We start from the raw sequence: 20,993 nt of genomic DNA, 5'->3' as shown, positions 1-20,993 counted from the left end.
TCGCCGGTCTAGTCCACCCAGATGGCAGGCTCGCTGGCGTCGGCGGCCAGTTCGCCGAATTCCCACGTCTGCGTCCCGGCGTTGGCCGCGTAGGGCAAAACGGCTGCAAAGACAGATCCGTCGCGGTGCTCAGCTGCCACGTGGATGGCGTCGGAGTCCTCCTCAACCAGCAGGATGTCGCACACGATGGCGGCAGCCCGGAAGTCTTCGCGGTTCTGCTGCAGCAGGGCGGTGAGGTCGCCGATCATGGCCTCGGCGTCGAAATCCCCGTCCGAACCTTCGCCGGCATCTGCCGGAGAGACCGCCACCAGCCGCACCTCGCCGTCGTTCTGTACGGTCAGCGCGAAGGGGAGGAAGCCGCCGTTGCGCTGGAGTTGTTCCTGGGCGGCGCTGACGCCCGTCCCCAGGAGGTTCTCCAGGTCCGTGGCCGTGCCCTCGGGTACTGAGTCCCGCCAGGAGTCCTGGTGGCCGGAACCCTGTTCCTGGGTTGCGGGCCCCGTGCTTTCCGTCATGCTGCCCTACGCCCGGACAATCGCCAGGACCCGGTCGCGGATGCGTTCCATGGTGGCCTGGTCCGTGGCTTCCGCGTTGAGCCGGAGGAAGGGCTCGGTGTTGGACGGCCGCAGGTTGAACCAGTAGCTGCCGTCGTTGGCCGTGAACGTGCTGCCGTCCAGGTTATCGATGGTGACGTCCTCGCCGGCGAAATCTGCGCGGACGCGCTCTACGGCAGCGGGCTTGTCCTCCACTTCGGAGTTGATTTCACCGGAGCTGACGTAGGGCTCGTATTCCCGGCCCAGTTCGGACAGGGGGCCGTCCTGTTCGCCCAGGGCTGCCAGGACGTGCATGGCCGCCAGCATGCCCGTGTCAGCGTTCCAGAAGTCGCGGAAGTAGAAGTGGGCCGAGTGTTCGCCGCCGAAGACCGCGCCTTCCTCTGCCATGACGGCCTTGATGAAGGAATGGCCCACGCGGGTGCGGACGGCGCGGCCGCCGTCGTGCTCTACGAGCTCTGATACGGCGCGTGAGGTGAGCAGGTTGTGGATGATCGTGGGTGTTGCTTCACCCTGTGCCTTCGCGCGGGCGATCTCGCGGCGCGCCACCATGCCGGTGATGGCCGACGGCGACACAGGGTTGCCCTTTTCATCCACCACGAAGCAGCGGTCGGCGTCGCCGTCGAAGGCAAGGCCGATGTCTGCGCCGTGCTTTACCACTGCCGCCTGCAGGTCGCGGAGGTTTTCCGGCTCCAGCGGGTTGGCGGGGTGGTTGGGGAAGGATCCGTCCAGCTCGAAGTACAGGGGAACGATGTCAAGGGGAAGCTTGGGGAGCAGGGTGTCGCCCAGCACAGCGGGGGTGGTGAGGCCGGCCATGCCGTTGCCCGCGTCCACCACTACCTTGAGCGGCCGGGAGCCGGAAAGGTCCACCAGCTTGCGGAGGTACTCGGAGTAGTCCTTGAGCACGTCCCTGACGCCGATCTGCCCGCGTTTTTCGGCCACGGGCATGGAACCTGCATTGAGGTACTGCTCGGCCAGCGCCTGGATGTCCTTGAGCCCGGACTCGGAGGAGATGGGCACCGCGCCGGCCTTGGACATCTTGATGCCGTTGTAGCCGGCGGGGTTGTGGCTGGCGGTGAAGGTAGCGCCGGCACGGTTCAGGTAACCGCAGGCAAAGTAGAGCTCATCAGTGGAGATCAGGTCCAGCAGCTCAACGTTGGCGCCACGGGTGGCTGCGCCGTTGGCGAAAGCCTTGCTGAAGTCCGGGGAGGACGGGCGCATGTCGCCGCCCACCAGGATGGTCTGGCCTTCGAGTTTGAGGACGTCCACGAAAGCGGCCCCCACGGCTTCGACGATTTCGGCGGTGATGGACTCGCCTACGATGCCCCGGACGTCGTACGCCTTGAAGGATGCCGAAAGGTCAAAAGCCGTTGTCTGTTCGCTAGTCACGGGCTTTATCTTACGGTGCAGCCGGATCTCGGCAATTGAGGGAGGGCTATGTTTGTGGATAAGCACATCTGGAGTAATCGCCTTCGGCCCCCTTGGTGTCCGAAATCCACATAGCGGTGGCCGTGCTCCCGGGTGTCGGACGTGGCTGGGATACTGAATCAATGGTCGATAACCAGCACGCCAGATTTCCTGAACCAGCTTTAACCGAAACCGCACTCTCCGAACCAGCATTTTCTGAAACCGGGCTTTCTGAACCTGCAACCACTGACGGCCCTCCCTCGACAGCAACGCATGCACAGGCCCTCGAGGTTCTCCGCGAGCTGGTCGGCAACCCGACGGCAGGCTTCCACGAGGGCCAGTTCGAAGCAATCGAGGCGTTGGTCGACGGCGGCCGGAGGGCCCTGGTGGTCCAGCGCACCGGCTGGGGAAAATCGGCAGTCTACTTCGTGGCTTCGCTGCTGCTACGGCGCAGGGGCGCCGGGCCCACCCTCATCGTGTCGCCCCTCCTGGCCCTGATGCGGGACCAGGTGGCTGCCGCCGCCCGCGCCGGGGTGCGGGCAGTGGCCATCAACTCCGCCAACCAGCTGGAATGGGACACCGTCCGCGAACAGCTCGCCGCTGACCAGGTGGACGTCCTGCTGGTGTCGCCGGAAAGGCTGACCAACCCCTCCTTCCGCGAAAACCAGCTGCCGGAACTGATCCGGCGGACCGGCCTGCTGGTGATTGACGAGGCCCACTGTATTTCCGACTGGGGCCACGATTTCCGCCCCGACTACCGCCGGATCGCGGACCTGATTACCCAGTTGCCGGACACGGTCCCGGTGCTCGCCACCACCGCCACGGCCAACTCGCGGGTTGTGCACGACATCGAGGAGCAGCTCGGGGCCGGCGTCCTGACAATCCGCGGTGCGCTTGGCCGGGACTCCCTGCGGCTGGGCGTCCTGTCCCTCCCAGACGCCAAACAGCGCCTTGGCTGGCTGCTGACGCATCTGGCGGACCTGCCGGGCAGCGGAATCATCTACACCCTGACGGTGTCCGCCGCAGAGGACACGGCCCGGCTGCTGGCCGAGGCCGGCCACGAAGTGCTCGCCTATACGGGCCGCACCGACCCCGCCGACAGGGAGCGGGCAGAACAGCTCCTGAAGGACAACCAGGTCAAGGCCCTCGTGGCCACCTCAGCCTTGGGGATGGGCTTCGACAAACCAGACCTGGGCTTCGTGGTCCACCTCGGCGCGCCATCTTCCCCCGTTGCGTACTACCAGCAGGTGGGCCGTGCAGGCCGTGGGGCGGCCAACGCCGACGTCCTGCTGCTTCCCGGCCCGGAGGACCGCGACATCTGGCAGTACTTCGCCACCGCCTCCATGCCCTCTGAAGAGAAGGCAGCGGCCGTCCTTACCGCCCTGGCAGAAGCAGGCACCGCACTTTCCACAGTTGCCCTAGAAGCGCGGGTTGACCTTCGCCGCACTCCGCTGGAACTGCTGCTGAAGGTCCTCTCGGTGGACGGGGCAGTGGAACGGGTGGGTGGCGGATGGCGGTCCACCGGCCAGCCCTGGATATACGACGCCGAGCGGTACCAGCGCATTTCTGAAGCCCGCGTGGACGAGCAGGACTCCATGGTGATTTACCAGGACACGGCCGGTTGCCGGATGGAGTACATCACCTCAGTCCTGGACGACGAGACCGCGCACGCCTGTGGCCGGTGCGACAACTGCGCCGGTCAGTGGTTCCGGGCAGACATCGCTGAAAAGGCCATGGCCGCGGCCAGCCAGACCCTCAGCAAGGCGGGCGGCGTGCTGGAGGCGCGGCTGCAGTGGCCCAGCGGAATGGACCGCCTCGGAGTTCCGGTGAAGGGAAAGCTCAAACCCGGTGAGGGGCTCGCAGAGGGGCGCGTCCTGGCAAGGCTTACCGATCTTGGCTGGGGCGGTGCACTGCGCGAGCTGTTCGCGGCCGGCGCCGCAGACCGGCCGGTCGATCCGGGCATGCTGCAAGCCTGCGTCCAGGTTCTGCGCGAGTGGGGCGCCGGAGACTCACTCAATCCCGGCTGGAGCGGCGCAGGAAGGCCTGCAGGCATCGTCAGTGTCCCCTCGCGAAGCAAGCCGGAACTCGTGGGCTCCCTTGCCAGGGGCATTTCCGAAATCGGGCGCATCCCGTACCTGGGAGAGCTACAGCTGGGCCACGGGGGTCCCACCGGAAGCCGTGGCGGCAACAGTGCCTACCGCCTGGCGGGGGTGTGGGACCGCCTGGTGGTGGGGCCCGAACTTGAGGCGGCGCTGGGTTCCCTGCAGGGCGGCAGCGTGATGCTGATAGACGACATCGTGGACAGTAGATGGACGCTTACAGTTGCCGGCCGGGCGCTTCGCCAGGCGGGTGCGGGAGCTGTCCTCCCGCTGGTGCTGGCCCAGGCGGGCTGACGCGGGAGATGCCAAGACCAGCGGGCTGACGCCGGGCCAGCTGGCGCAAATCCCGCTGAGCCAAGCCCGCTGTGTTCAGACCCGTTCGGCTCTGCGCTGGCTGACTTCCGCGCCGGCGTGCCGCGGCAGGAACAGGCTGTCCGCGGTGCTCGCGAGCATCAGCACCGCCATCGCGAGGAATGCTCCGCGGAAGGGGCCGGCGGCGTCGGAAGGGAAAGCACTGAGTCCGTCGAACAGCCGGATGAGCAGGGCTCCCACGGCGATGCCGGCAGCGGCAGCGAGCTGGACCAGTGTTGCTGAGACCACGTTCGCCGAGGTGAGCTGCGCAGGGGCGATGTCCGCGTACTGGACCGAGGCGTAGGCGGAGAAACCCATGGAGCGGAAGGCCCCGCTGCAGACCAGCAGTGCAAAGGTCAGCGGCTCGGGGGTGTCCGCGGTCAGCAGGGCACAGAGGGCGAAGGTCGCTGCGGAAGCCAAGGAGGCAAACACGAGCATTGCCTTGAAGCCAAAGCGCCGGATCAGGGGAGTTGTGGCCGGCTTGATGCCGATGTTGCCGATAAAGACCGCAGCCACCATGGCACCGGCTTGCAGGGGGGACCAGCTGAACCCGGCCTGGAACATCAGCGGCAGCAGGAAGGGGACGGAGCTGATGGTCAGCCGGTAGGCGAACCCGCCGGTTGCCATCGCCCTGAATGTGCGGGTGCTGAAAACACCCAGGTCAAAGAGTGGATTGCGGGCCCTGCGCATCCAGAGCACGGCGCACGCCAGGGCAACCGCTCCTGATGCGGCACTCAGGGCAGCCCAGGGAGCGTCCGGATGCGTGCTCGCCAGTTCGAGGCCCACCACCAGTGCCCCCACCCCGAGCGTGGTGAGGGCCAGCCCCAGCCAGTCCAGCCGCCGCCCGCCGTCGCCCGCTCCTGCAGGCACCAGCCGGAGAGCCGCCAGGAATGCGGCTGCACCCAGGGGCAGGTTGATCAGGAAAATCCAGTGCCAGGACAGGTACGTAGTCAGCGCACCGCCAACCAGCGGAGCCAGGACGGGTGCAAGCAGCCCGGGCCATACCAGGAACGCGGTGGCGCGCAGGAGGTCGGCTTTGGGCGTCCCGCGAAGGACCACGAGGGTTCCCACCGGCACCATCATGGCACCGCCAAATCCCTGGGCGATCCTGCTGAGGGTGAGCGCGGTGAGGTCCTGGCTGAGCGAACACGCGAGTGACGCGATGGTGAAGATGGCGATGGCGAGGCAAAAGACCCGGCGGGCGCCGAACCGTTCTGCAAGCCAGCCACTGAGCGGAATGCCCATGGCAACGGTGAGCAGGTAGGCAGTCATGGTGATGTTGACGTCCGGGGCCGGCACCCGGAAGTCGGCAGCGATATTGGGGATGGCCGTTGTGAGGACGGTGCCGTCGAGGAATTCCATAAAGAAGGTGGCGGCCACCAGGAGGGCCAGGCGGGGACTCCATGCCTGGGCGGTCCCGGGTGTTCCATCCACGGTGTTGCTTGCTGCCATCCGTTCATCCTGCCACCGGCAGAACATGCGGGGCCCCCGGTGTCCGTACCCCGGACGCAGGAACCGGACAGAAAGGCCCTGGTGCCCAAAGGCCTGGATCCCAAAAGCCAAAGAGCCCGGGAACGCAAAAAGGCCCCGGTCCAGGACCGGGGCCAAAACGCGGAGACGGGGGGATTTGAACCCCCGGTGGAGTTGTGCCCCACACTTCATTAGCAGTGAAGCCCATTCGGCCGCTCTGGCACGTCTCCAATTGCTATTCCTAGCCCACCAAGGATACGCAGAACGGGCCATGCAGTGCAAAACGGATCACCGGCCCGCTCACAGCATTCCTCACACCGCACCGGGGTTGTCCTCGGCCGGCGTCACGCCACGGGCTGTTCCGCCCGGACCATCCTGATTTCGCGGAGGTGTTCCCAGTCCGGGATTGTGTCCGCGGCCCCGTCCGGTTCGAAGCCGAAGTGCCGGTAGAAGCCGATGGCGCGCCCGTTGTCCGCGGCCACCCACAGGCTCGCGGCGCTGGTGCCCAGGGCGGCCTCGAGGAGGCGGCGTCCCAGGCCCAGCCCCTGGTGTGACGCCAGCAGGTACAGTCCCCAAAGTTCCAGGTCTCCGGACGACGGCGGCGCGGCAGCATGCGTCGTATCCCCGGGGGGCACGTGGTGGACGCCCGCAAATCCAACCAAGGTGCCGCCGTCGGACGCCACCCACACGACCCCCGGTTCGGCTGACTTCAGCAGGTGCCGCCAGAGGGGCAGCCGGTCGGCCGGGACCCGGGAGTCGAGAAACCCGTAGGAGAGCATCCCGCGGTAGGTCTCCTGCCAGCAGCGGACGTGGACCTCCGCCAGCCGTTCAACGTCGGCAGGTTCCGCCCGCCGCAGGTCCAGGCCCACCGCTACGCCAGGCCGCCTGCCAGGGCCTTCCACAGGAAGTGCTGGCTCCGTGCCTGCAGGGCGGCTGCCTGCCGGTTGTCGGACGCGCCGGCGTGGCCGCCCTCCAAAGCTTCATGGAACCAGACATTCGGAATGCCCATGGCCAGCATCCGCGCGGCCATCTTGCGCGCCTGGACGGGACCAACCCGGTCATCGGAGGTTGCGGTCCAGATGAACGTTTCCGGGTATTCCACCCCGTCCTTGAGCAGGTGGTAGGGGGAGAAGGTCCTGATGTATTCCCACTGCTCGGCGACGTCCGGGTCGCCGTACTCGGCAATCCAGGAGTGGCCTGCGGACAGCCTGGTGTAGCGGCGCATGTCCAGCAGCGGCACCCCGCAGGACACGGCGCCGAACAGTTCCGGGTACTTGGTGAGCATGTTGCCCACCAGCAGGCCGCCGTTGGATCCGCCCACGCAGCCCAGCCGTTCGCGCGAGGTGACCCCGCGGGACATGAGGTCCCGGGCGACGGCGGCGAAGTCCTGGTAGGCCTTGTGCCGGTTCTCCTGGAGGGCTGCGCGGTGCCATGCCGGCCCGTACTCGCCGCCGCCGCGGATGTTCGCCACCACGTAGACGCCGCCGCGGGAGTGGGGAGCATCTCCGTCAGCGCCGGCAGACAGAGAGGTGCGGCGCTCCAGCCAGGCCCTGCCCACCGTGCCGCTGTAGGCCGGCGTGCGGGACACCTCAAACCCGCCGTAGCCGGAAAGCTGCGTGGGATTCTGCCCGTCCAGCGCCAGGTTCCGCGGGGCCACCTGGAAGTAGGGAACACGGGTGCCGTCCTCGGACACGGCGAAATGCTGCTGCACTTCGTAATCGGCGTCTGCAAAGAACGACGGCGACGCCTTCACCACGGCGTGCCGGCTCACCACGCCGGGCGTCCCGTCTGTGGTCCTTTCCAGGGTGCCGCGCATCAGCGTGGTGGGAGTGGTGAACCCGGTGGCGACGAGCCAGAAGTCGTCACCCGCGCCGCCGTCGGACGCTTCCGCGTCCTCATCGTCCACGGCGTAGGCGTTGACATCGTGCAGGGGCGGGCAGGCGTCGAGGAGCGTGGCGGCCCAGGCGCCACGCGGACCGTCAACCGGGCGGGAAGGATCAAGGACCCGGATTTCGGACGAAACATCCTTGAGGAGGTTGAGCAGCAGGAAGTTCCGGGTCCAGCTCCAGGACTGCAGCGACGTGCGGGCGTCGGGGGTGAACAGCACCGCCAGCTCCCGTGCGCCGGCGAGATAGTCCTCGAACCCGCAGGCAAGCAGTGAACCGGCCGGGTACGTGGTTCCGTCGATCACCCAGTCCTGCTGCGGGCGGAACAGGAGCCATTCCCGGTGCGCGCTGACGTTTACGTCGGTGGGCACGTCGATCTGCACCCACTCTCCGTCCCGCAGCACCAGGTTCTTCCGGTTGAAGAAGTCGATGTAGTCTACGGCGAACGTCCGCTCGTATCCGGGAGTGGAGTCGTGCGCCACCACGGCCATCATGTGCTGCTCGGGAACCTCGAACAGCAGGGGCGCGCCGGCCAGCTCCGCACCGCGCTTCAGCGTGACCGCTGTCCGGGCGTAGGACGAGGCGGTCTTCGGCAGCCCCTCCGCGGTGGAGGCGACCAGCAGCGTGTCCGCGTCCAGCCACGAAACGTTGCCCTTCGCCGTCGGCAGGTCAAAACCGCCCTGCGCCGGATCCACGAAGGACCGGCTCTCCACGTCGAACTCACGGTACCTGTTCGCATCGCCGCCGTCGGGAGAGAGCGCCAGCAGGGCCAGCCGGTAAGGCTCGCCGGCATTGGGACGGAGGAAGGTTGCGCCGTGGAACACCCACTCCTGGCCCTCGGCTGCAGCCAGCTCATCGACGTCGAGCAGCACATCCCACTCGGGGGAATCCGTGCAGTAGCTCTCCCACGCCGTGCGCCGCCACAGGCCCTTGGGGTTGTGGCGGTCCTTCCAGAAGTTGTAGTACCAGTCCCCGCGCTTGCCCACCATGGCGATCCGGTCCGTGGAGTCCAGCACCTCCAGGATGCTTCCTTCCAGGCCGGCGTAGTCCGCATCCTCCAGGAGGTCTTCGGTGCGCGAGTTCTGCTCCTTGACCCAGGCAAGCTGCTCTTCGCCGTAGATCTCCTCCAGCCAGACATTCTCGTCGACGGGCTCGGGCGCTGAATCAGCTGCAGTGGTGGTCATTGGGCCATCCAAACAACTTAGCTGCCGGCGGGCAAGTCACGCGTTCAGCCCGTACGCTGGATGCCGTGGAAAAAACGCAGAGCATCCGGACCTCCATCATCGGTGCAGGTCCCCGGGGCACCAGCGTTCTGGAACGCCTGCTCGCCCACACGGCCGCGCACGCCGCAACCGGCACCGAGCCGGTGCAGCTCCACATCGACGTCATCGACCCCTACCCGGCAGGGCCCGGGCACGTGTGGCAGCCGCAGCAGTCACGGCTGTACCTGATGAACACGCAGTCCTTCTATCCCACCTTGGTTCCTCAGGACCCGGCCCTGGCCGCTCCCGTCGCCGGGACCACCTTTGACCAGTGGCGGGTGCGGCAGCAGGCACACCCGTCGCCGTCCCTCACCGCTGATGAGCGGGCTGAACTGGCCGTCCTCGAATCCAGCGACTTCCCCAGCCGGGCCCTGTACGGCCGCTACCTCCGCTGCACCCTGGACGAGCTGACGGAGAAGACACCCGACGGCGTCACCATTGAATTCCACGAAACGTCTGCCGAATCGGTGCGCCGGGCCGCGGACGGAACGTTCGACGTCGGCCTGGCGGGGGGAGCCACGTTCCGCACCAACGCCGTGGTGCTTGCCCTGGGGCACGTCCCGTCCCGGCTGAACCCGGAACAGCGTGACCTGCAGGGCGCGGCGGAGCAGCTGGGCCTGCGGTACCTGCCGCCCGCGGTGCCGGCCGACGTCGACTGGGCGGCCATCCCCCCCGGCCAGCCCGTCCTGGTCCGCGGCATGGGCCTGAACTTCTTTGACGCCATGGGCCAGCTCACCGAGGGCCGCGGCGGAAAGTTCGTCAGCAACGGCGGGAAGCTGGACTACGAACCGTCCGGCCAGGAGCCGCTGATCATCGCCGCCTCACGCCGGGGGACGCCGTACCGGGCCAAAGCGGCGCTCGCCGGCTACTATCCTGCTTCGGTTACCCTGCGGTACCTTACCGACGCCGCCCTGGAACGCTTCCGCACCGCGGGAATCCGGCCGGGTTTCGACCACGACCTCTGGCCGCTGCTGCACCGCGACACGCTCTGGGCGTACTACTCAACTCTGGTGCGCTCGCAGCCAGGCGCTGTTCCCGATACCGCTGCTTTCCTGACCGCGCTTGAAGAGGCGCTGCACCCGCATGCCCATAGTGCTGCCAAGTGGGAGGACAGTGTCGAGAGCGTCCTGGCCGTGCACGTGGGCCCGCGGCACCGGCTCGACCTGCCCGGACTGGCAGCGCCGCTGGCCGGACGTTCCTTCGCTTCGCGCACCCAGCTTGACGCCGCCGTCGTCGAATACCTGCTCGACGACGCCCGCCGCTCAGCCCTGGGCGAGGATGACCCGGTGAAGATGGCCATCGGCGCCCTGCACCGCGGCCGGGCGGTCCTAAAAACGGCAGTGGCCGACGGCGGCATCACCGACGAGTCATGGGTCGCCGGGCTGCGGGGCTGGTTCGAGTCCTTCGTGGAAGGGCTTGCGAGCGGGCCGCCGGCGCTCCGCTCGGAGCAGCTGGCTGCGCTGGCAAGGGCCGGGATTGTCAGCTTCGTGGGGCCCGACCCCAAGTTCGGCGTGGACCGCAGGAACGCTGTGTTTACCGCCTCGTCCCCCTGGGTGGATGGACCGCCCGTGACGGCAAGGACCATGGTGGAGGCGCTCGCGCCCGGCAACAGGGTGTCCGCAAACGAGTCGCCGGTGCTTGAGCAGCTGCTCGCGGACGGGCTGGCCAGGCCGCGGCTGATGATGACCGCGGAGGGCGCACCCGTGCAGTCCACGGGCCTGGATGTTGTGCCCCACCCCTACCGGCCGGTGGCAGCGAACGGGTCCGTGACGGAGAACCTTTACGTGCTGGGCCTGCAGCTCTCGTCCTCGCAGTGGGGAACAGCCATCGCCGCGGAAGCCGTGCAGCCCGGACAGCCCGCCTACCGGAGCGGCCAGCGGACGCTAAGGGACGCCGACGAGATCGCCCGGGCCATCCTGGGGCTGTAAACCCCCGGGACGCTCTCTCACTTGATGCGATTAAAGCCCAGATGCTCTCTCACGAGTGAGAGAGCATCTGGGGAAATGGCGCCTTAAGTGAGAGAGCGTCCGTGGATTTCCGGACCTTTCACACCTTCAGGCGGGGCGTCAGCCGCGCAGGCAGGCCCGGTAGGCAGCCATGGCCTGGCCGTAGTTCAGCTGGCCGGCCAGGTCCGCAGGCCGTGCCGGCTTGACCGGGGCCGTGCAAACCGGTCCGGCGGGGTCGGCTGCTGCCACCTTGACCCCTACCGTGACCCTCGTGCCCGATTCCGCCGCGGTGAGGACCAATGTTCCCGGCCCGGCAGCGGCACTTGAGGGGACGGCCAGGTTCACTGTTGCGGAACCGGCTGTGACCGGCACGGACCCGAGCTCGGTCACAACCCCGGCGGTGTCCGTGAACACTGCCGTGAGGGTCTTGTTGACCGGGCTGCCCAGGGAGGTCAGGTCCAGCTTGGAGACCGTGAGGCTGACCGTTTCGCCGGGCTTGACCTCACTGGCGGTGGTGTTTGTGACGGCCACCGATCGCCGGGCGAAATCGGGCGAGACTGGGCTGCTGTCCTGCAGGTAGCCGATCCACGCGTCACGGTCCACCAGCCCCGAGTCTTTGGTGTTGGCACCTTCGGTGAAAACGCGGAAGTTATCGCCTCCGGTTGCCAGGAAGCTGAAGGTGCCCACCCGGTAGGACCTGGCCGGATCGAGCGCAGCCCCGTTCACGCGGACGGAGGTGATGCGGTCACCGGCGGGCCGTGCGGCGTCGTAGGTGTAGTTCACGTTCTCGGACAGGCCCAGCTGGATGTAGGCACGGCTGGGAACCGTGCCGTCCGGGTTGGTCTGCCATTGCTGCTCCAGCAGGGTCTTGAACTGTGCACCGGTCAGGGACGTGGTCCACAGGTTGTTGACGAACGGGAGCACCGCGTTGGCCTCGGCGTAGGTGATGGTGCCGTCCGGGGCGTAGTAGAGCTCGTTCCGCAAACCGCCGGCATTGACCACGCCGATCTCGGCGCCGCCCAGTTCGGCGGGCTGCAACGAGTTGAGTAGCGAGTCCGCCACCAGGTTGCCCAGGGTGGATTCGCTGCTGCGGTCATCACGTTTGGCCACTCCGGCGGCATCCGTGGTGAAGGCCGTGGTGATGTCCGCCGTGACAGCACCAACGGGCTGGTTGCCGACGACGGCGGCGTCCGCGAGTGCCTTCCTGACGATCGCGTCGACGGCGGCCACGCGCGGGTAGGCTGCGATCAGGTCTGCGGCAGGATCCGTGGTGCGCTTCACGTTTCCGGCCTTGTACGCGGTCACCTGCCGGGTGGCGGTGTCCACGGTGAGCTGGATCTGCCCCACGTTCTCGCCGTAATTGCCCGTCTGGACAATCGGGCGGGTCTTGCCCTCGGCGCCCGGGACGGGCGCGTCCCAGGCGTACTCCTTGTGCGTATGGCCGGTGAAGATGGCATCAACGTCGGCGGAGGTTTCGGTGACCAGCTTCGCGAACGGACCGCCGGCAGCCACCTCCTCTTCCAAGGTGGAGCCTTCCACCGTTCCCGAACCGGCGCCGTCGTGGTTTTCCACGATGATGACGTCGGCCAGGTTCTCCGCGGTGATCCGTGCGGCTGCCCGGTTGATGGCGTCCACGGGATCGCCAAACTCAAGGTCGGCGATCCCGGCGGGGGTCACCAGGGAAGGAACTTCCTGCGTGACCGTGCCGATGACGGCCACCTTGATGCCGTTCATATCCAGGACGGTGAACTCCGGCAGGGCCGGCTCGGTGGTGCCTTTCTTGTAGACGTTCGCACCCAGGTAGGGGAACCGGGCGTTGGTGCCCCCGGCGATGACGCGGTCCTGCAGGTCGGCCCAGCCGCCGTCGAACTCGTGGTTGCCGACGGCCGAGGCCCGAAGCTCCAGGGTGTTCAGCACATCGATGGTGGGCTGGTCCTTGGCGACCGCGGAGGCAAACAGCGACGCGCCGATGTTGTCGCCGGCTGAGAGGAAGGCGGTGGCGCCGGGGGCGGCCGCTGCGCGGAGTTTCTCGATGGTGCCCGCGAACAGGACCGTGTTGGTGTCGATCCTGCCGTGGAAGTCGTTGATGCCCAGGAAGTTCAGGTCAACGGCGGCGGGAGCGGACTGCAGGTCCAGGCCCACCACCACGGGATCGTGGTCGCTGGCGCGGAACTGGTCCGGTGCGTAGTAGTTGGTGACGTTGTTGTTGTAGCGGCTGTATTCCAGTGCCACGGACTCAACCGAGTTGATATTCCAGATGTCAGCCCCGGTGACCACCGCATTGGCGGCGGGGGAGGCCAGGATGTGGTCCAGCGAGCCCACCATGCCGCCGAAGAGGTAGGAGTGCTTGGCGGTGCCGCCGGCGTTGCGGGCTTTCTCGTCCTGGTTGACGTAGCCCTCAGCGGTGAAGACGTTGATGGGGTCTTCCTTGGCATAAGCGTTGAAGTCGCCGATCAGGAACACTTTGTCCGTGCCCTTGGACTGCTGCAGGGACTTGGTGAACTCCAGCAGGGACTTCGCCTGGGCTGTGCGCGCCAGGTTTGATGCGCCCTGCCCCTGGTCCGTGTCCTCGGGGGTGGCAGCGGAGCCTTTGGACTTGAAGTGGTTTGCGATGGCGATGAACTCTGTCCCCGCGCCGCCACCCACGGGCTTGAACACCTGGGCCAGCGGCTTGCGGGCGTTGGAGAACGCCACGGTGTCGTTGTGGATGATGGATTCACCCACGGGCTCCGCAACGGCCTTCTTGTAGATGAAGGCGGTGCGGATCATGTCCTCGTCGCTCAGCGGCGGCGCGTTGGCAGGCGAGCGGACGTAATCCCAGATGCCCGGCGTCTCGATGTTCAGGGCGTCCACCAGCTTGGCCAGGGCGTCGTCCCGGTTCTTGCCGAACTGTGCTGAGTTTTCGATCTCCATCAGCGTGACAACATCCGCGCCGGCCTTGGAGATGGCCGAAACGATCTTGTCCTGCTGCCGCTCGAAGTTCTCGGCGTTGGCGGCCCCGCGGGCATCGCAGCCGCCGCGGACCGTGATCGGGTTGCCGGCCCTGTCCTCGTAATAGGTGCAGCCGGTCAGGGTGTCCCCTGTGGTGGGGAAGTAGTTGAGCACGTTGAAGGAGGCGATCTTGAGGTTGCCGCCCACTGCTGCGGGGGCTTCCGTCCTGGTGCCGCCGAAGGTTGCGGGCTGGACGGAGGCCTTGTTCGTTTCGGTGAGGTGGGTCAGCGGCTGGAGTTTCCAGGCGTTGTTGCCGTAGCCCAGCACCACATTGGTGGTGAAGGTGGCGGGGGAACCCACCCGTACCGGGTCGGCCGTGGTCAGGTAGGGAAGGACCTGCGCCTTCGTGGTGGCGTCCTTGAGGAAGTTGGTGCTGGAGCCGTCGTCGAGCTTGATCCCGCGGGCGGCGTTGTCCGCCACCGTTGCGGCGTACTCTGCCGAGCCGTAGGGCGCGACGGCGGTGGGCTGGACCAGCGGCGTTGTTCCGCCGGCGAGGCCGATCTCGCCGTACTGGTTCAGGGAGTAGTTGTCCGTGACGGTCAGCGGCCCCTGGGGTGCCAGGAGCATGCCTTCCAGGGATTCGCGGAAGGCCTCGCCGGCGGGCAGCGTGAACGGTGTGGCCTTGACCTCCGGCGCGGCCTCGGCCAGCTTGGTGAGTCCGGCCGCTGCGGTGACGTTCAGCTGGGTCATCCCGTAGTACTCCGCCACGGCACCGGTCACCTGCACGTGGTCTCCGGCCTGGACCGATGCCACCGTGGCGGGGGAGTAGACGAAGATTCCGTCCGACGCGGCATGGTTGGTTGCCGTCAGGTCGCCGCCGGTTCCCGGTGTCTGCAGGTAGTAGCCGTTAAGGCCGCCGGTGGGGAAGACTGCGGTGACCTTTCCGGTGGTGGTCACTGTTGATCCGGTGAGGGGGCTTTGCGCACCCGTGCCCTGGATCTCGGCAATCGACGTGCTGGACGGCACGGGGGCCGGATCCGGGGTGGGGGCCGGACTGGGATCGGGCCCGGGGGCAGTGGAGCCGCTTGGGGTTGGACTGATTGTGGTGCTGAGGCTGAAGTCGGCGGCGTTGCTGTTGCTGTCCGCGCCGCCGCTGCGGTTCAGGCTCCTGGCGTCGCCCGTACCCGCAGGGCCTGCAGCTGCTGCGGTCTCGAAGGTGTTGGAGGAGCCGTAGCCCAGCAGGTCCGCAACGCCTGCGGGCTCCACCTGGGAACCGGTGGAAAGCGCGACGGCGGTGGGCTGCTTGGCGAGCACGATGGTGCCGGATGTGCCGCTGAAGTTCAGGCCGCCCGCCACGAGGTCCGGGGTGGGGAGGGCGGCGCCGTTGGTTCCGTTGCTGGCACCCTGGATCAGGTAATGACCCTTTGCCGCGATGGTGCCGGTGAGGGGTGCCACGGTGGTGGGGGCTGCGAGCCCGGTTGCGGAACGGTACTGGACTGACCAGCCGTCCAGCCGCACCGGGGCGTCCGAGGAGTTGTAAAGCTCCAGGAACCGGTTCTTGTAGGCGGCGCCCGTGCTGCCGCCGCTGAGGTAGGCCTCGTTGATGACAACGGGGGATGTGCCTGCCGCGGGTGAGACCTCCGCGGCTGTAGTGTCCGCAACTGCGGGAAATGCTGCCAGGGGAGCCAGCAGCCCCGCCGACAACGCTGTCCCCAGCGCTAGTTTCCAAGGTGTGTGATGCATCCGCTCTTACTTTCATAGGGGTGTCCCGGTAGGGACCCAATGGAAGATGTCCGGGTTGTACCGACGGACAGGGGCCCGGATCCTGCTCCTGGTCAAGTGGTATCCGGCACATCACAACAGCGCTGAATGAACGCAGGGTTGATAGCGCGTGCATTCGGCGGGACGCTCCCCAGCGGAACGGGCCACCTTCCGGCCGGGAGCCCCAGTAGCCCCCGGTTCCGGTGATGCTGTTGGCGGTATGTGGTGGCCGGCATCTGCCCCAGTGTGCCGACTATCACAAAGGATACCGGCCAGTAGCTTTGCTGGAAGGGGACTGCGGAAATTTGCCAGGACGATTTACGTGGCGGCACCGGTTCCCGCCATGGCGGCCACGTCAGGGCCGGCGGTGCCCGCCGCAGGTTAAACGAAGGACCCCTGCCTGCCAGGCGTGCTGGCGGACAGAGGTCCTTTTTCGCGGAAGGTAAGAGATTCGAACTCTTGGTACGGGGTTACCGCACACTAGTTTTCAAGACTAGCTCCTTCGGCCGCTCGGACAACCTTCCTCAACAAGTAGTGTTTCATAGGCACTTGCCTGCAACAAAACAGAGTCCGGAAGGTGTCCGGTGCACACTGGTTGCACGCAGTATTCAGTCAGAAACGGGAGTGTTCCATGAAAGCCGTCTACATTTCGGAGCCGGGCGGCCCGGAAGTGCTGGAGGTCCGCGAGGTCGAGGCCCCGGTACCCGGTACCGGAGAGGTGCTGATTGACGTCGTCGCGGCCGGTCTCAACCGGGCGGACGTGCAGCAGCGCAGGGGTTTCTACCCGCCCCCGCCGGGAGCCTCGGACATTCCCGGCCTTGAGGTATCCGGCCGGATCGCCGGGTTCGGTCCCGGTGTCACGAAGGCGTTTTCCCTCGGGGACAAAGTGGTGGCGCTGCTGGCCGGGGGCGGCTACGCCCAACAGGTGGCCGTCCGGGCCGAACAGGTCCTGCGGGTGCCCGACGGCGTGGACCTCGTGACCGCAGCAGCCCTTCCCGAAGTTGCCGCCACTGTCTACTCCAACCTGGTCATGACCGCCCAGCTTCAGGAGGGTGAAACTGTCCTGATCCACGGGGCCACCGGCGGGATCGGCACCATGGCCATCCAGCTGGCCAAGGCGCTCGGCGCCAGGGTTGCCACCACCGCGGGCTCTGATGAGAAGGTAAGCACGGCAAAGGCCTTCCTGGGTGCGGACATTGCCATCAACTACGCCGAAGAGGATTTTCCCGAGAGCCTCCGCCGCCAGAACGGAGGCAAAGGCGCGGACGTCATCCTCGACGTCGTCGGAGCCAAGTACCTCAAACAGAACGTGGACGCGCTCGCCGACTATGGACGGCTGATCGTCATCGGACTGCAGGGCGGCACCAAGGGTGAGCTCGATTTGGGGCAGCTGCTGCAAAAGCGGGCCGCCGTGGTGGCCACGGCCCTGCGCCCGCGGCCCGTGGAGGAAAAGGGTGCCATCATGAACGCCGTCCGCGATGCCGTGTGGCCGATGGTCAGTGACGGACGGGTGCGGCCGCTGGTGGCAAAGACCTTCCCGCTCGACCAGGTGCGTGCGGCCCACCGGTACTTCGACACGGGAGACCACGTAGGCAAGATCCTGCTTCTTATGTAAATGCTCCGCCCCGGAGACCGTTGCCCGCCGAGCACAAGGAACAGCATGTCCATCCGCCATAGCCTCCTCGCACTGCTGCAGGACCAGCCGCGCTACGGCTACCAGTTGCGGGCCGAGTTCGAGAACCGCACCGGCAGCACCTGGCCGCTGAACATTGGGCAGGTGTACACCACCCTGGACCGGCTGGAACGCGGCGCTTTGGTGGCCAGGGACGGCGACGACGGGAACGGGCACGTGGTGTACAGCATTACGGCAGCCGGCAGGGCGGAGATCCGGGAGTGGTTCGCGGCGCCTGTGGAGCGGAACAACCCGCCGCGCAATGAGCTGGCCATCAAGCTGGCGCTCGCTGTCACCGTGCCCGGCGTCGACATCCAGGCCATCATCCAGGGCCAGCGGATGGCCTCCGTCCAAGCGCTGCAGGACTACACCAAGGCCCGCCGGGACACGGCTTCGAGCCAGCGGAGCGTTGATACGGCGTGGCTTATGGTTCTGGATTCCCTGATTTTCCAGACCGAGGCGGAGGTCCGCTGGCTGGACCTGTGCGAGGCGAGGATGATCCAGCAGGCGCAGGGGAAATAGGCAACACAATTGGGTCTTTTTGAATGCAGTGGACAGGTTTAGCGTGGGGTGCAGGAGCCGCCCGGCCGGGCGGTGGAACTTGGAGGAAGCTCATGGCAACCCACGTGGCCGACTGCAGCGTAACGAACTGTTCCTTTAACGATCACACCAACTGCAATGCTGCCGCCATCACTGTGGGCGGTGCCGAAAACCACGCGCACTGCGCCACCTTTATCGACACGGGCATGCACGGCGGACTGCCCAAAGTCCTTGCCGACGTCGGAGCCTGCCAGCGCTCTGAATGCGTCCACAACGACCACCTGATGTGCAAGGCCGCCGAGGTGCATGTCGGTCCCGGGGCGGACAACGCCGACTGCCTTACCTACTCACACGCCTGAGGAGCAGCTTTACGCTTTTCCCATGAGCCAAGGCCTCCGCCCGAGCTGTTCGGACGGAGGCCTTCGCTGCGTTGGTGCGGCCGGGACGCAAAGCTGATCCGTCGTTCGTCGCCGCTTCCCCTCCGCTCACCGCACGTTTCTGCGCCACCTGGCAGAACGCCTCTGGAATGGGCCTGCGGGTTGGTAGGGTGCGTCACAGCAGAAGCGAAACAATCTCAAGGAGGAGACATGGCCGAAACGCCTGATCAACGGAGGAATGCATCCGGGGAAAGGGGCGTGGTGGCCACCGACCCGGCCCTGCCCCCGACAGCCATTGATGAGGAGGTCCGCGAGGCAGAAGAGCGAAAATGGACGCCGGGGAAGATTGCGCTGTGGGCCGGCATTGCCCTGCTGGGCGGCCTGGCCTGGTTCATGCTGGCCATCATCCGCGGTGAGACCGTCAACGCCATATGGTTCGTGTTTGCCTCGGTGTGCACCTACCTCATCGGCTACCGCTTCTACTCCAAGGTCATCGAGCGCTACATCACCCGGCCTGACGACCGCCGTGCCACCCCGGCCGAGTACAAGGCCGATGGCAAGGACTACGTCCGGACTGACCGCAATGTCCTGTTCGGCCACCACTTCGCCGCCATCGCCGGCGCCGGACCGCTGGTGGGTCCGGTCATTGCAGCCCAGATGGGCTACCTGCCCGGCACGATCTGGATCATTATCGGCGTCGTCCTTGCCGGCGCTGTCCAGGACTACCTGGTGATGTTCTTCTCCATGCGGCGCGGCGGCAGGTCCCTGGGACAGATGGCACGCGAGGAGCTTGGCGTCATCGGCGGCACGGCGGCCCTCATAGCCACCCTGCTGATCATGGTGATCATCGTGGCCATCCTCGCGCTCGTCGTCGTCAATGCCCTGGGCGAAAGCCCGTGGGGTGTCTTCTCCGTGGGTTTGACCATCCCCATCGCCCTGTTCATGGGCGTCTACCTCCGCTACCTCCGGCCCGGCAAGGTCATGGAAGTGTCTCTGATTGGGTTCGTCCTGCTGATGGCGGCCATCGTCGGCGGCGGCATCGTGGCCGAAACCCCGTGGGGCGCTGATATCTTCAGCCTGGACAAGGTCACCATCGCGTGGGGGCTCATTGTCTACGGCTTCATTGCCGCCATCCTGCCCGTGTGGCTGCTGCTGGCACCGAGGGACTACCTTTCAACGTTCATGAAGATCGGCGTCATCGTGATGCTCGCGCTGGCCATCATCGTGGTCCGCCCGGAGATTACCGTTCCTGCCTTCAGCGAATTCGCCAGCAGGGACAACGGACCCGTGTTCCCGGGGGCCCTGTTCCCGTTCCTGTTCGTCACCATCGCCTGCGGTGCCCTCTCCGGTTTCCACGCGCTGATCTCGTCCGGCACCACCCCGAAGCTCGTGGAGAAGGAACGCCAGACCCGGTTCATTGGCTACGGCGGCATGCTGATGGAGTCATTCGTGGCCATCATGGCCCTGGTGGCCGCCATCTCCATCGACCGTGGACTCTACTTCGCCATGAACTCGCCGGCCGCGCTGACCGGCGGGACGGTGGAAACAGCAGCCACCTGGGTCAACAGCCTTGGCCTGGCCGGAGTGAACATCACCCCGGAGTTCCTGTCCCAGACAGCAGCCAATGTGGGTGAGGAAAGCATCGTTTCCCGCACCGGCGGTGCTCCCACCCTTGCCGTGGGCCTCGCGCACATCATGCAGCAGTTCATTGGCGGTACCGCCATGATGGCCTTCTGGTACCACTTCGCCATCATGTTCGAAGCCCTCTTCATCCTGACCGCTGTGGACGCCGGCACCCGTGTTGCCCGCTTCATGCTGCAGGACTCGATCGGAAACTTTGTCCCCAAGTTCAAGGAGCACTCCTGGCGGCCCGGCGCCTGGCTCTGCACCGCCATCATGGTGGGAGCCTGGGGCGCGGTGCTGCTGATGGGCGTCACCGACCCGTTGGGCGGCATCAACACGCTGTTCCCGCTGTTCGGCATCGCAAACCAGCTGCTGGCCGCAATCGCGCTTTCCGTGTGCCTTGCCATCGTGGCAAAGCGCGGCACGTTCAAGTACTTGTGGATCGTTGCCCTGCCGCTCAGCTTCGCTGCCGTGGTGACCATCACCGCGAGCTACCAGAAGATCTTCTCGTCCACACCCGCAGTGGGCTACTTCGCCAACAACGCGGCGTTCAGCAAGGCCCTCGCAGAAGGGAAGACGGAGTTTGGGACGGCGAAATCCGTGGCGGCCATGGAGGCCGTCGTGCGGAACACGGCCATCCAGGGCTGGCTCTCCGTGATCTTTGTCGTGCTCAGCATCATTGTGATCGCGACGGCGTTGCTCGCCACGGCCAGGGCCTTCCGCAACCGCGCGGAAGGCACCGCCGTCCAGGACAACGAGGACCCTGCCCTTCCATCGAGGGTCTTCGCCCCTGCCGGAATTATCCCCACACCCGCCGAGCGGGAGCTGATGGCGGAGTGGGACAAGGTACCGGCGCAGCTCAGGTTCGAAAGGGGTGGCCACCACTGATGGCGGCGGGACTGGCTGTGCTGACGCGGGGCGTCCGCGGCGTCGCCCGGTATTTTGGCGGCGTCCTGGGCGCGGACGCGTACGCCAAGTATCTGGAGCACCACAGGGCGGCCGGCCACGTGGAAGCGCCGCTCACGGAGAGGGAGTTTTGGCGCGATCGGACCGACCGCCAGGACAGCAATCCGCAGGGCCGGTGCTGCTGATTGAGCTTGCAGCGGACAAACCGTCAGGT

At 66.7% G+C, this 20,993-nt stretch carries 13 protein-coding genes and 2 tRNA genes; 7 read left to right on the top strand and 8 right to left on the bottom strand.

What is annotated here, in order from left to right; all coding sequences use genetic code 11:
* Positions 1-8 precede the first annotated feature (8 nt).
* Both ACKAE7_RS11810 and ACKAE7_RS11805 read right to left on the bottom strand, forming a co-directional pair.
* Complete coding sequence (locus ACKAE7_RS11810) at positions 9-512, bottom strand: hypothetical protein (protein ID WP_104189041.1); 504 nt, start codon at positions 510-512, stop codon at positions 9-11.
* Positions 513-518: 6 nt separating this feature from the next.
* Positions 519-1,937 carry a phosphomannomutase/phosphoglucomutase gene (locus ACKAE7_RS11805; protein WP_188811595.1) on the bottom strand — a complete coding sequence of 473 codons (1,419 nt, stop codon included), beginning with the start codon at positions 1,935-1,937 and terminating at the stop codon, positions 519-521.
* Positions 1,938-2,098: 161 nt separating this feature from the next.
* Here ACKAE7_RS11805 and ACKAE7_RS11800 point away from each other — a divergent pair, with 161 nt between their 5' ends.
* Positions 2,099-4,348, top strand: coding sequence for a RecQ family ATP-dependent DNA helicase (locus ACKAE7_RS11800; RefSeq protein ID WP_408979270.1), 2,250 nt, complete (start codon positions 2,099-2,101; stop codon positions 4,346-4,348).
* Positions 4,349-4,423: 75 nt separating this feature from the next.
* Here the strand turns inward: ACKAE7_RS11800 and ACKAE7_RS11795 are convergent, their stop codons facing one another.
* The 4 genes from ACKAE7_RS11795 to ACKAE7_RS11780 all read right to left on the bottom strand — a co-directional run bounded on the left by ACKAE7_RS11795 (position 4,424) and on the right by ACKAE7_RS11780 (position 8,945).
* The gene (locus ACKAE7_RS11795) at positions 4,424-5,857 is read right to left on the bottom strand and encodes an MFS transporter (RefSeq protein WP_408979269.1); all 1,434 of its coding nucleotides are present in this window, start codon (positions 5,855-5,857) and stop codon (positions 4,424-4,426) included.
* Positions 5,858-6,017: 160 nt separating this feature from the next.
* Positions 6,018-6,105, bottom strand: a tRNA-Ser gene (locus tag ACKAE7_RS11790).
* Between the two features lie 114 nt (positions 6,106-6,219).
* Positions 6,220-6,744, bottom strand: coding sequence for a GNAT family N-acetyltransferase (locus tag ACKAE7_RS11785; protein WP_408979268.1), 525 nt, complete (start codon positions 6,742-6,744; stop codon positions 6,220-6,222).
* Between the two features lie 2 nt (positions 6,745-6,746).
* Positions 6,747-8,945: a prolyl oligopeptidase family serine peptidase gene (locus tag ACKAE7_RS11780; RefSeq protein ID WP_408979267.1), complete on the bottom strand. Its 2,199-nt coding sequence runs from the start codon at positions 8,943-8,945 to the stop codon at positions 6,747-6,749.
* Between the two features lie 65 nt (positions 8,946-9,010).
* On the opposite strand from ACKAE7_RS11780, the gene ACKAE7_RS11775 reads away from it, so the two are divergent.
* Entirely contained in the window at positions 9,011-10,951 is a 1,941-nt protein-coding gene (locus ACKAE7_RS11775; RefSeq protein WP_408979266.1) for an FAD/NAD(P)-binding protein, read from the top strand.
* Between the two features lie 138 nt (positions 10,952-11,089).
* On the opposite strand, the gene ACKAE7_RS11770 is transcribed toward ACKAE7_RS11775, so the two are convergent.
* Positions 11,090-15,643 (bottom strand): ExeM/NucH family extracellular endonuclease, encoded by a 4,554-nt coding sequence (locus ACKAE7_RS11770; RefSeq protein WP_408979265.1) that lies wholly within the window; start codon positions 15,641-15,643, stop codon positions 11,090-11,092.
* A gap of 454 nt (positions 15,644-16,097) precedes the next feature.
* Positions 16,098-16,185, bottom strand: a tRNA-Ser gene (locus ACKAE7_RS11765).
* A 107-nt stretch (positions 16,186-16,292) separates the two neighbouring features.
* Here ACKAE7_RS11765 and ACKAE7_RS11760 point away from each other — a divergent pair.
* The 5 genes from ACKAE7_RS11760 to ACKAE7_RS11740 all read left to right on the top strand — a co-directional run bounded on the left by ACKAE7_RS11760 (position 16,293) and on the right by ACKAE7_RS11740 (position 20,964).
* Positions 16,293-17,276 (top strand): NAD(P)H-quinone oxidoreductase, encoded by a 984-nt coding sequence (locus ACKAE7_RS11760; protein WP_190614403.1) that lies wholly within the window; start codon positions 16,293-16,295, stop codon positions 17,274-17,276.
* A 45-nt stretch (positions 17,277-17,321) separates the two neighbouring features.
* Entirely contained in the window at positions 17,322-17,855 is a 534-nt protein-coding gene (locus ACKAE7_RS11755; protein WP_408979264.1) for a PadR family transcriptional regulator, read from the top strand.
* 92 nt (positions 17,856-17,947) lie between these two features.
* The gene (locus ACKAE7_RS11750) at positions 17,948-18,232 is read left to right on the top strand and encodes a DUF1540 domain-containing protein (RefSeq protein ID WP_104189059.1); all 285 of its coding nucleotides are present in this window, start codon (positions 17,948-17,950) and stop codon (positions 18,230-18,232) included.
* Positions 18,233-18,460: 228 nt separating this feature from the next.
* Positions 18,461-20,761, top strand: coding sequence for a carbon starvation CstA family protein (locus ACKAE7_RS11745; protein WP_408979263.1), 2,301 nt, complete (start codon positions 18,461-18,463; stop codon positions 20,759-20,761).
* Complete coding sequence (locus ACKAE7_RS11740) at positions 20,761-20,964, top strand: YbdD/YjiX family protein (RefSeq protein ID WP_188811614.1); 204 nt, start codon at positions 20,761-20,763, stop codon at positions 20,962-20,964. Before ACKAE7_RS11745 ends, ACKAE7_RS11740 begins: the two co-directional genes overlap by 1 nt.
* The last annotated feature ends 29 nt before the right edge of the window (positions 20,965-20,993 follow it).

Origin of the sequence: Pseudarthrobacter sp. NKDBFgelt (assembly GCF_046097905.1) — a bacterium.
Taxonomy (GTDB): domain Bacteria; phylum Actinomycetota; class Actinomycetes; order Actinomycetales; family Micrococcaceae; genus Arthrobacter; species Arthrobacter polychromogenes.
The sequence above is the reverse complement of the archived record's forward strand: the minus strand, read 5'-3'. Positions and strand labels throughout refer to the sequence as shown.

What these genes read in the sequence shown, in the direction of transcription:
- ACKAE7_RS11810 (WP_104189041.1), bottom strand. Translation starts at nt 512, where the DNA reads ATGACGGAAAGCACGGGGCCCGCAACCCAGGAACAGGGTTCCGGCCAC.
- ACKAE7_RS11800 (WP_408979270.1), top strand. Translation starts at nt 2,099, where the DNA reads ATGGTCGATAACCAGCACGCCAGATTTCCTGAACCAGCTTTAACCGAA.
- ACKAE7_RS11795 (WP_408979269.1), bottom strand. Translation starts at nt 5,857, where the DNA reads ATGGCAGCAAGCAACACCGTGGATGGAACACCCGGGACCGCCCAGGCA.
- ACKAE7_RS11780 (WP_408979267.1), bottom strand. Translation starts at nt 8,945, where the DNA reads ATGACCACCACTGCAGCTGATTCAGCGCCCGAGCCCGTCGACGAGAAT.
- ACKAE7_RS11770 (WP_408979265.1), bottom strand. Translation starts at nt 15,643, where the DNA reads ATGCATCACACACCTTGGAAACTAGCGCTGGGGACAGCGTTGTCGGCG.
- ACKAE7_RS11760 (WP_190614403.1), top strand. Translation starts at nt 16,293, where the DNA reads ATGAAAGCCGTCTACATTTCGGAGCCGGGCGGCCCGGAAGTGCTGGAG.
- ACKAE7_RS11755 (WP_408979264.1), top strand. Translation starts at nt 17,322, where the DNA reads ATGTCCATCCGCCATAGCCTCCTCGCACTGCTGCAGGACCAGCCGCGC.
- ACKAE7_RS11750 (WP_104189059.1), top strand. Translation starts at nt 17,948, where the DNA reads ATGGCAACCCACGTGGCCGACTGCAGCGTAACGAACTGTTCCTTTAAC.
- ACKAE7_RS11745 (WP_408979263.1), top strand. Translation starts at nt 18,461, where the DNA reads ATGGCCGAAACGCCTGATCAACGGAGGAATGCATCCGGGGAAAGGGGC.
- ACKAE7_RS11740 (WP_188811614.1), top strand. Translation starts at nt 20,761, where the DNA reads ATGGCGGCGGGACTGGCTGTGCTGACGCGGGGCGTCCGCGGCGTCGCC.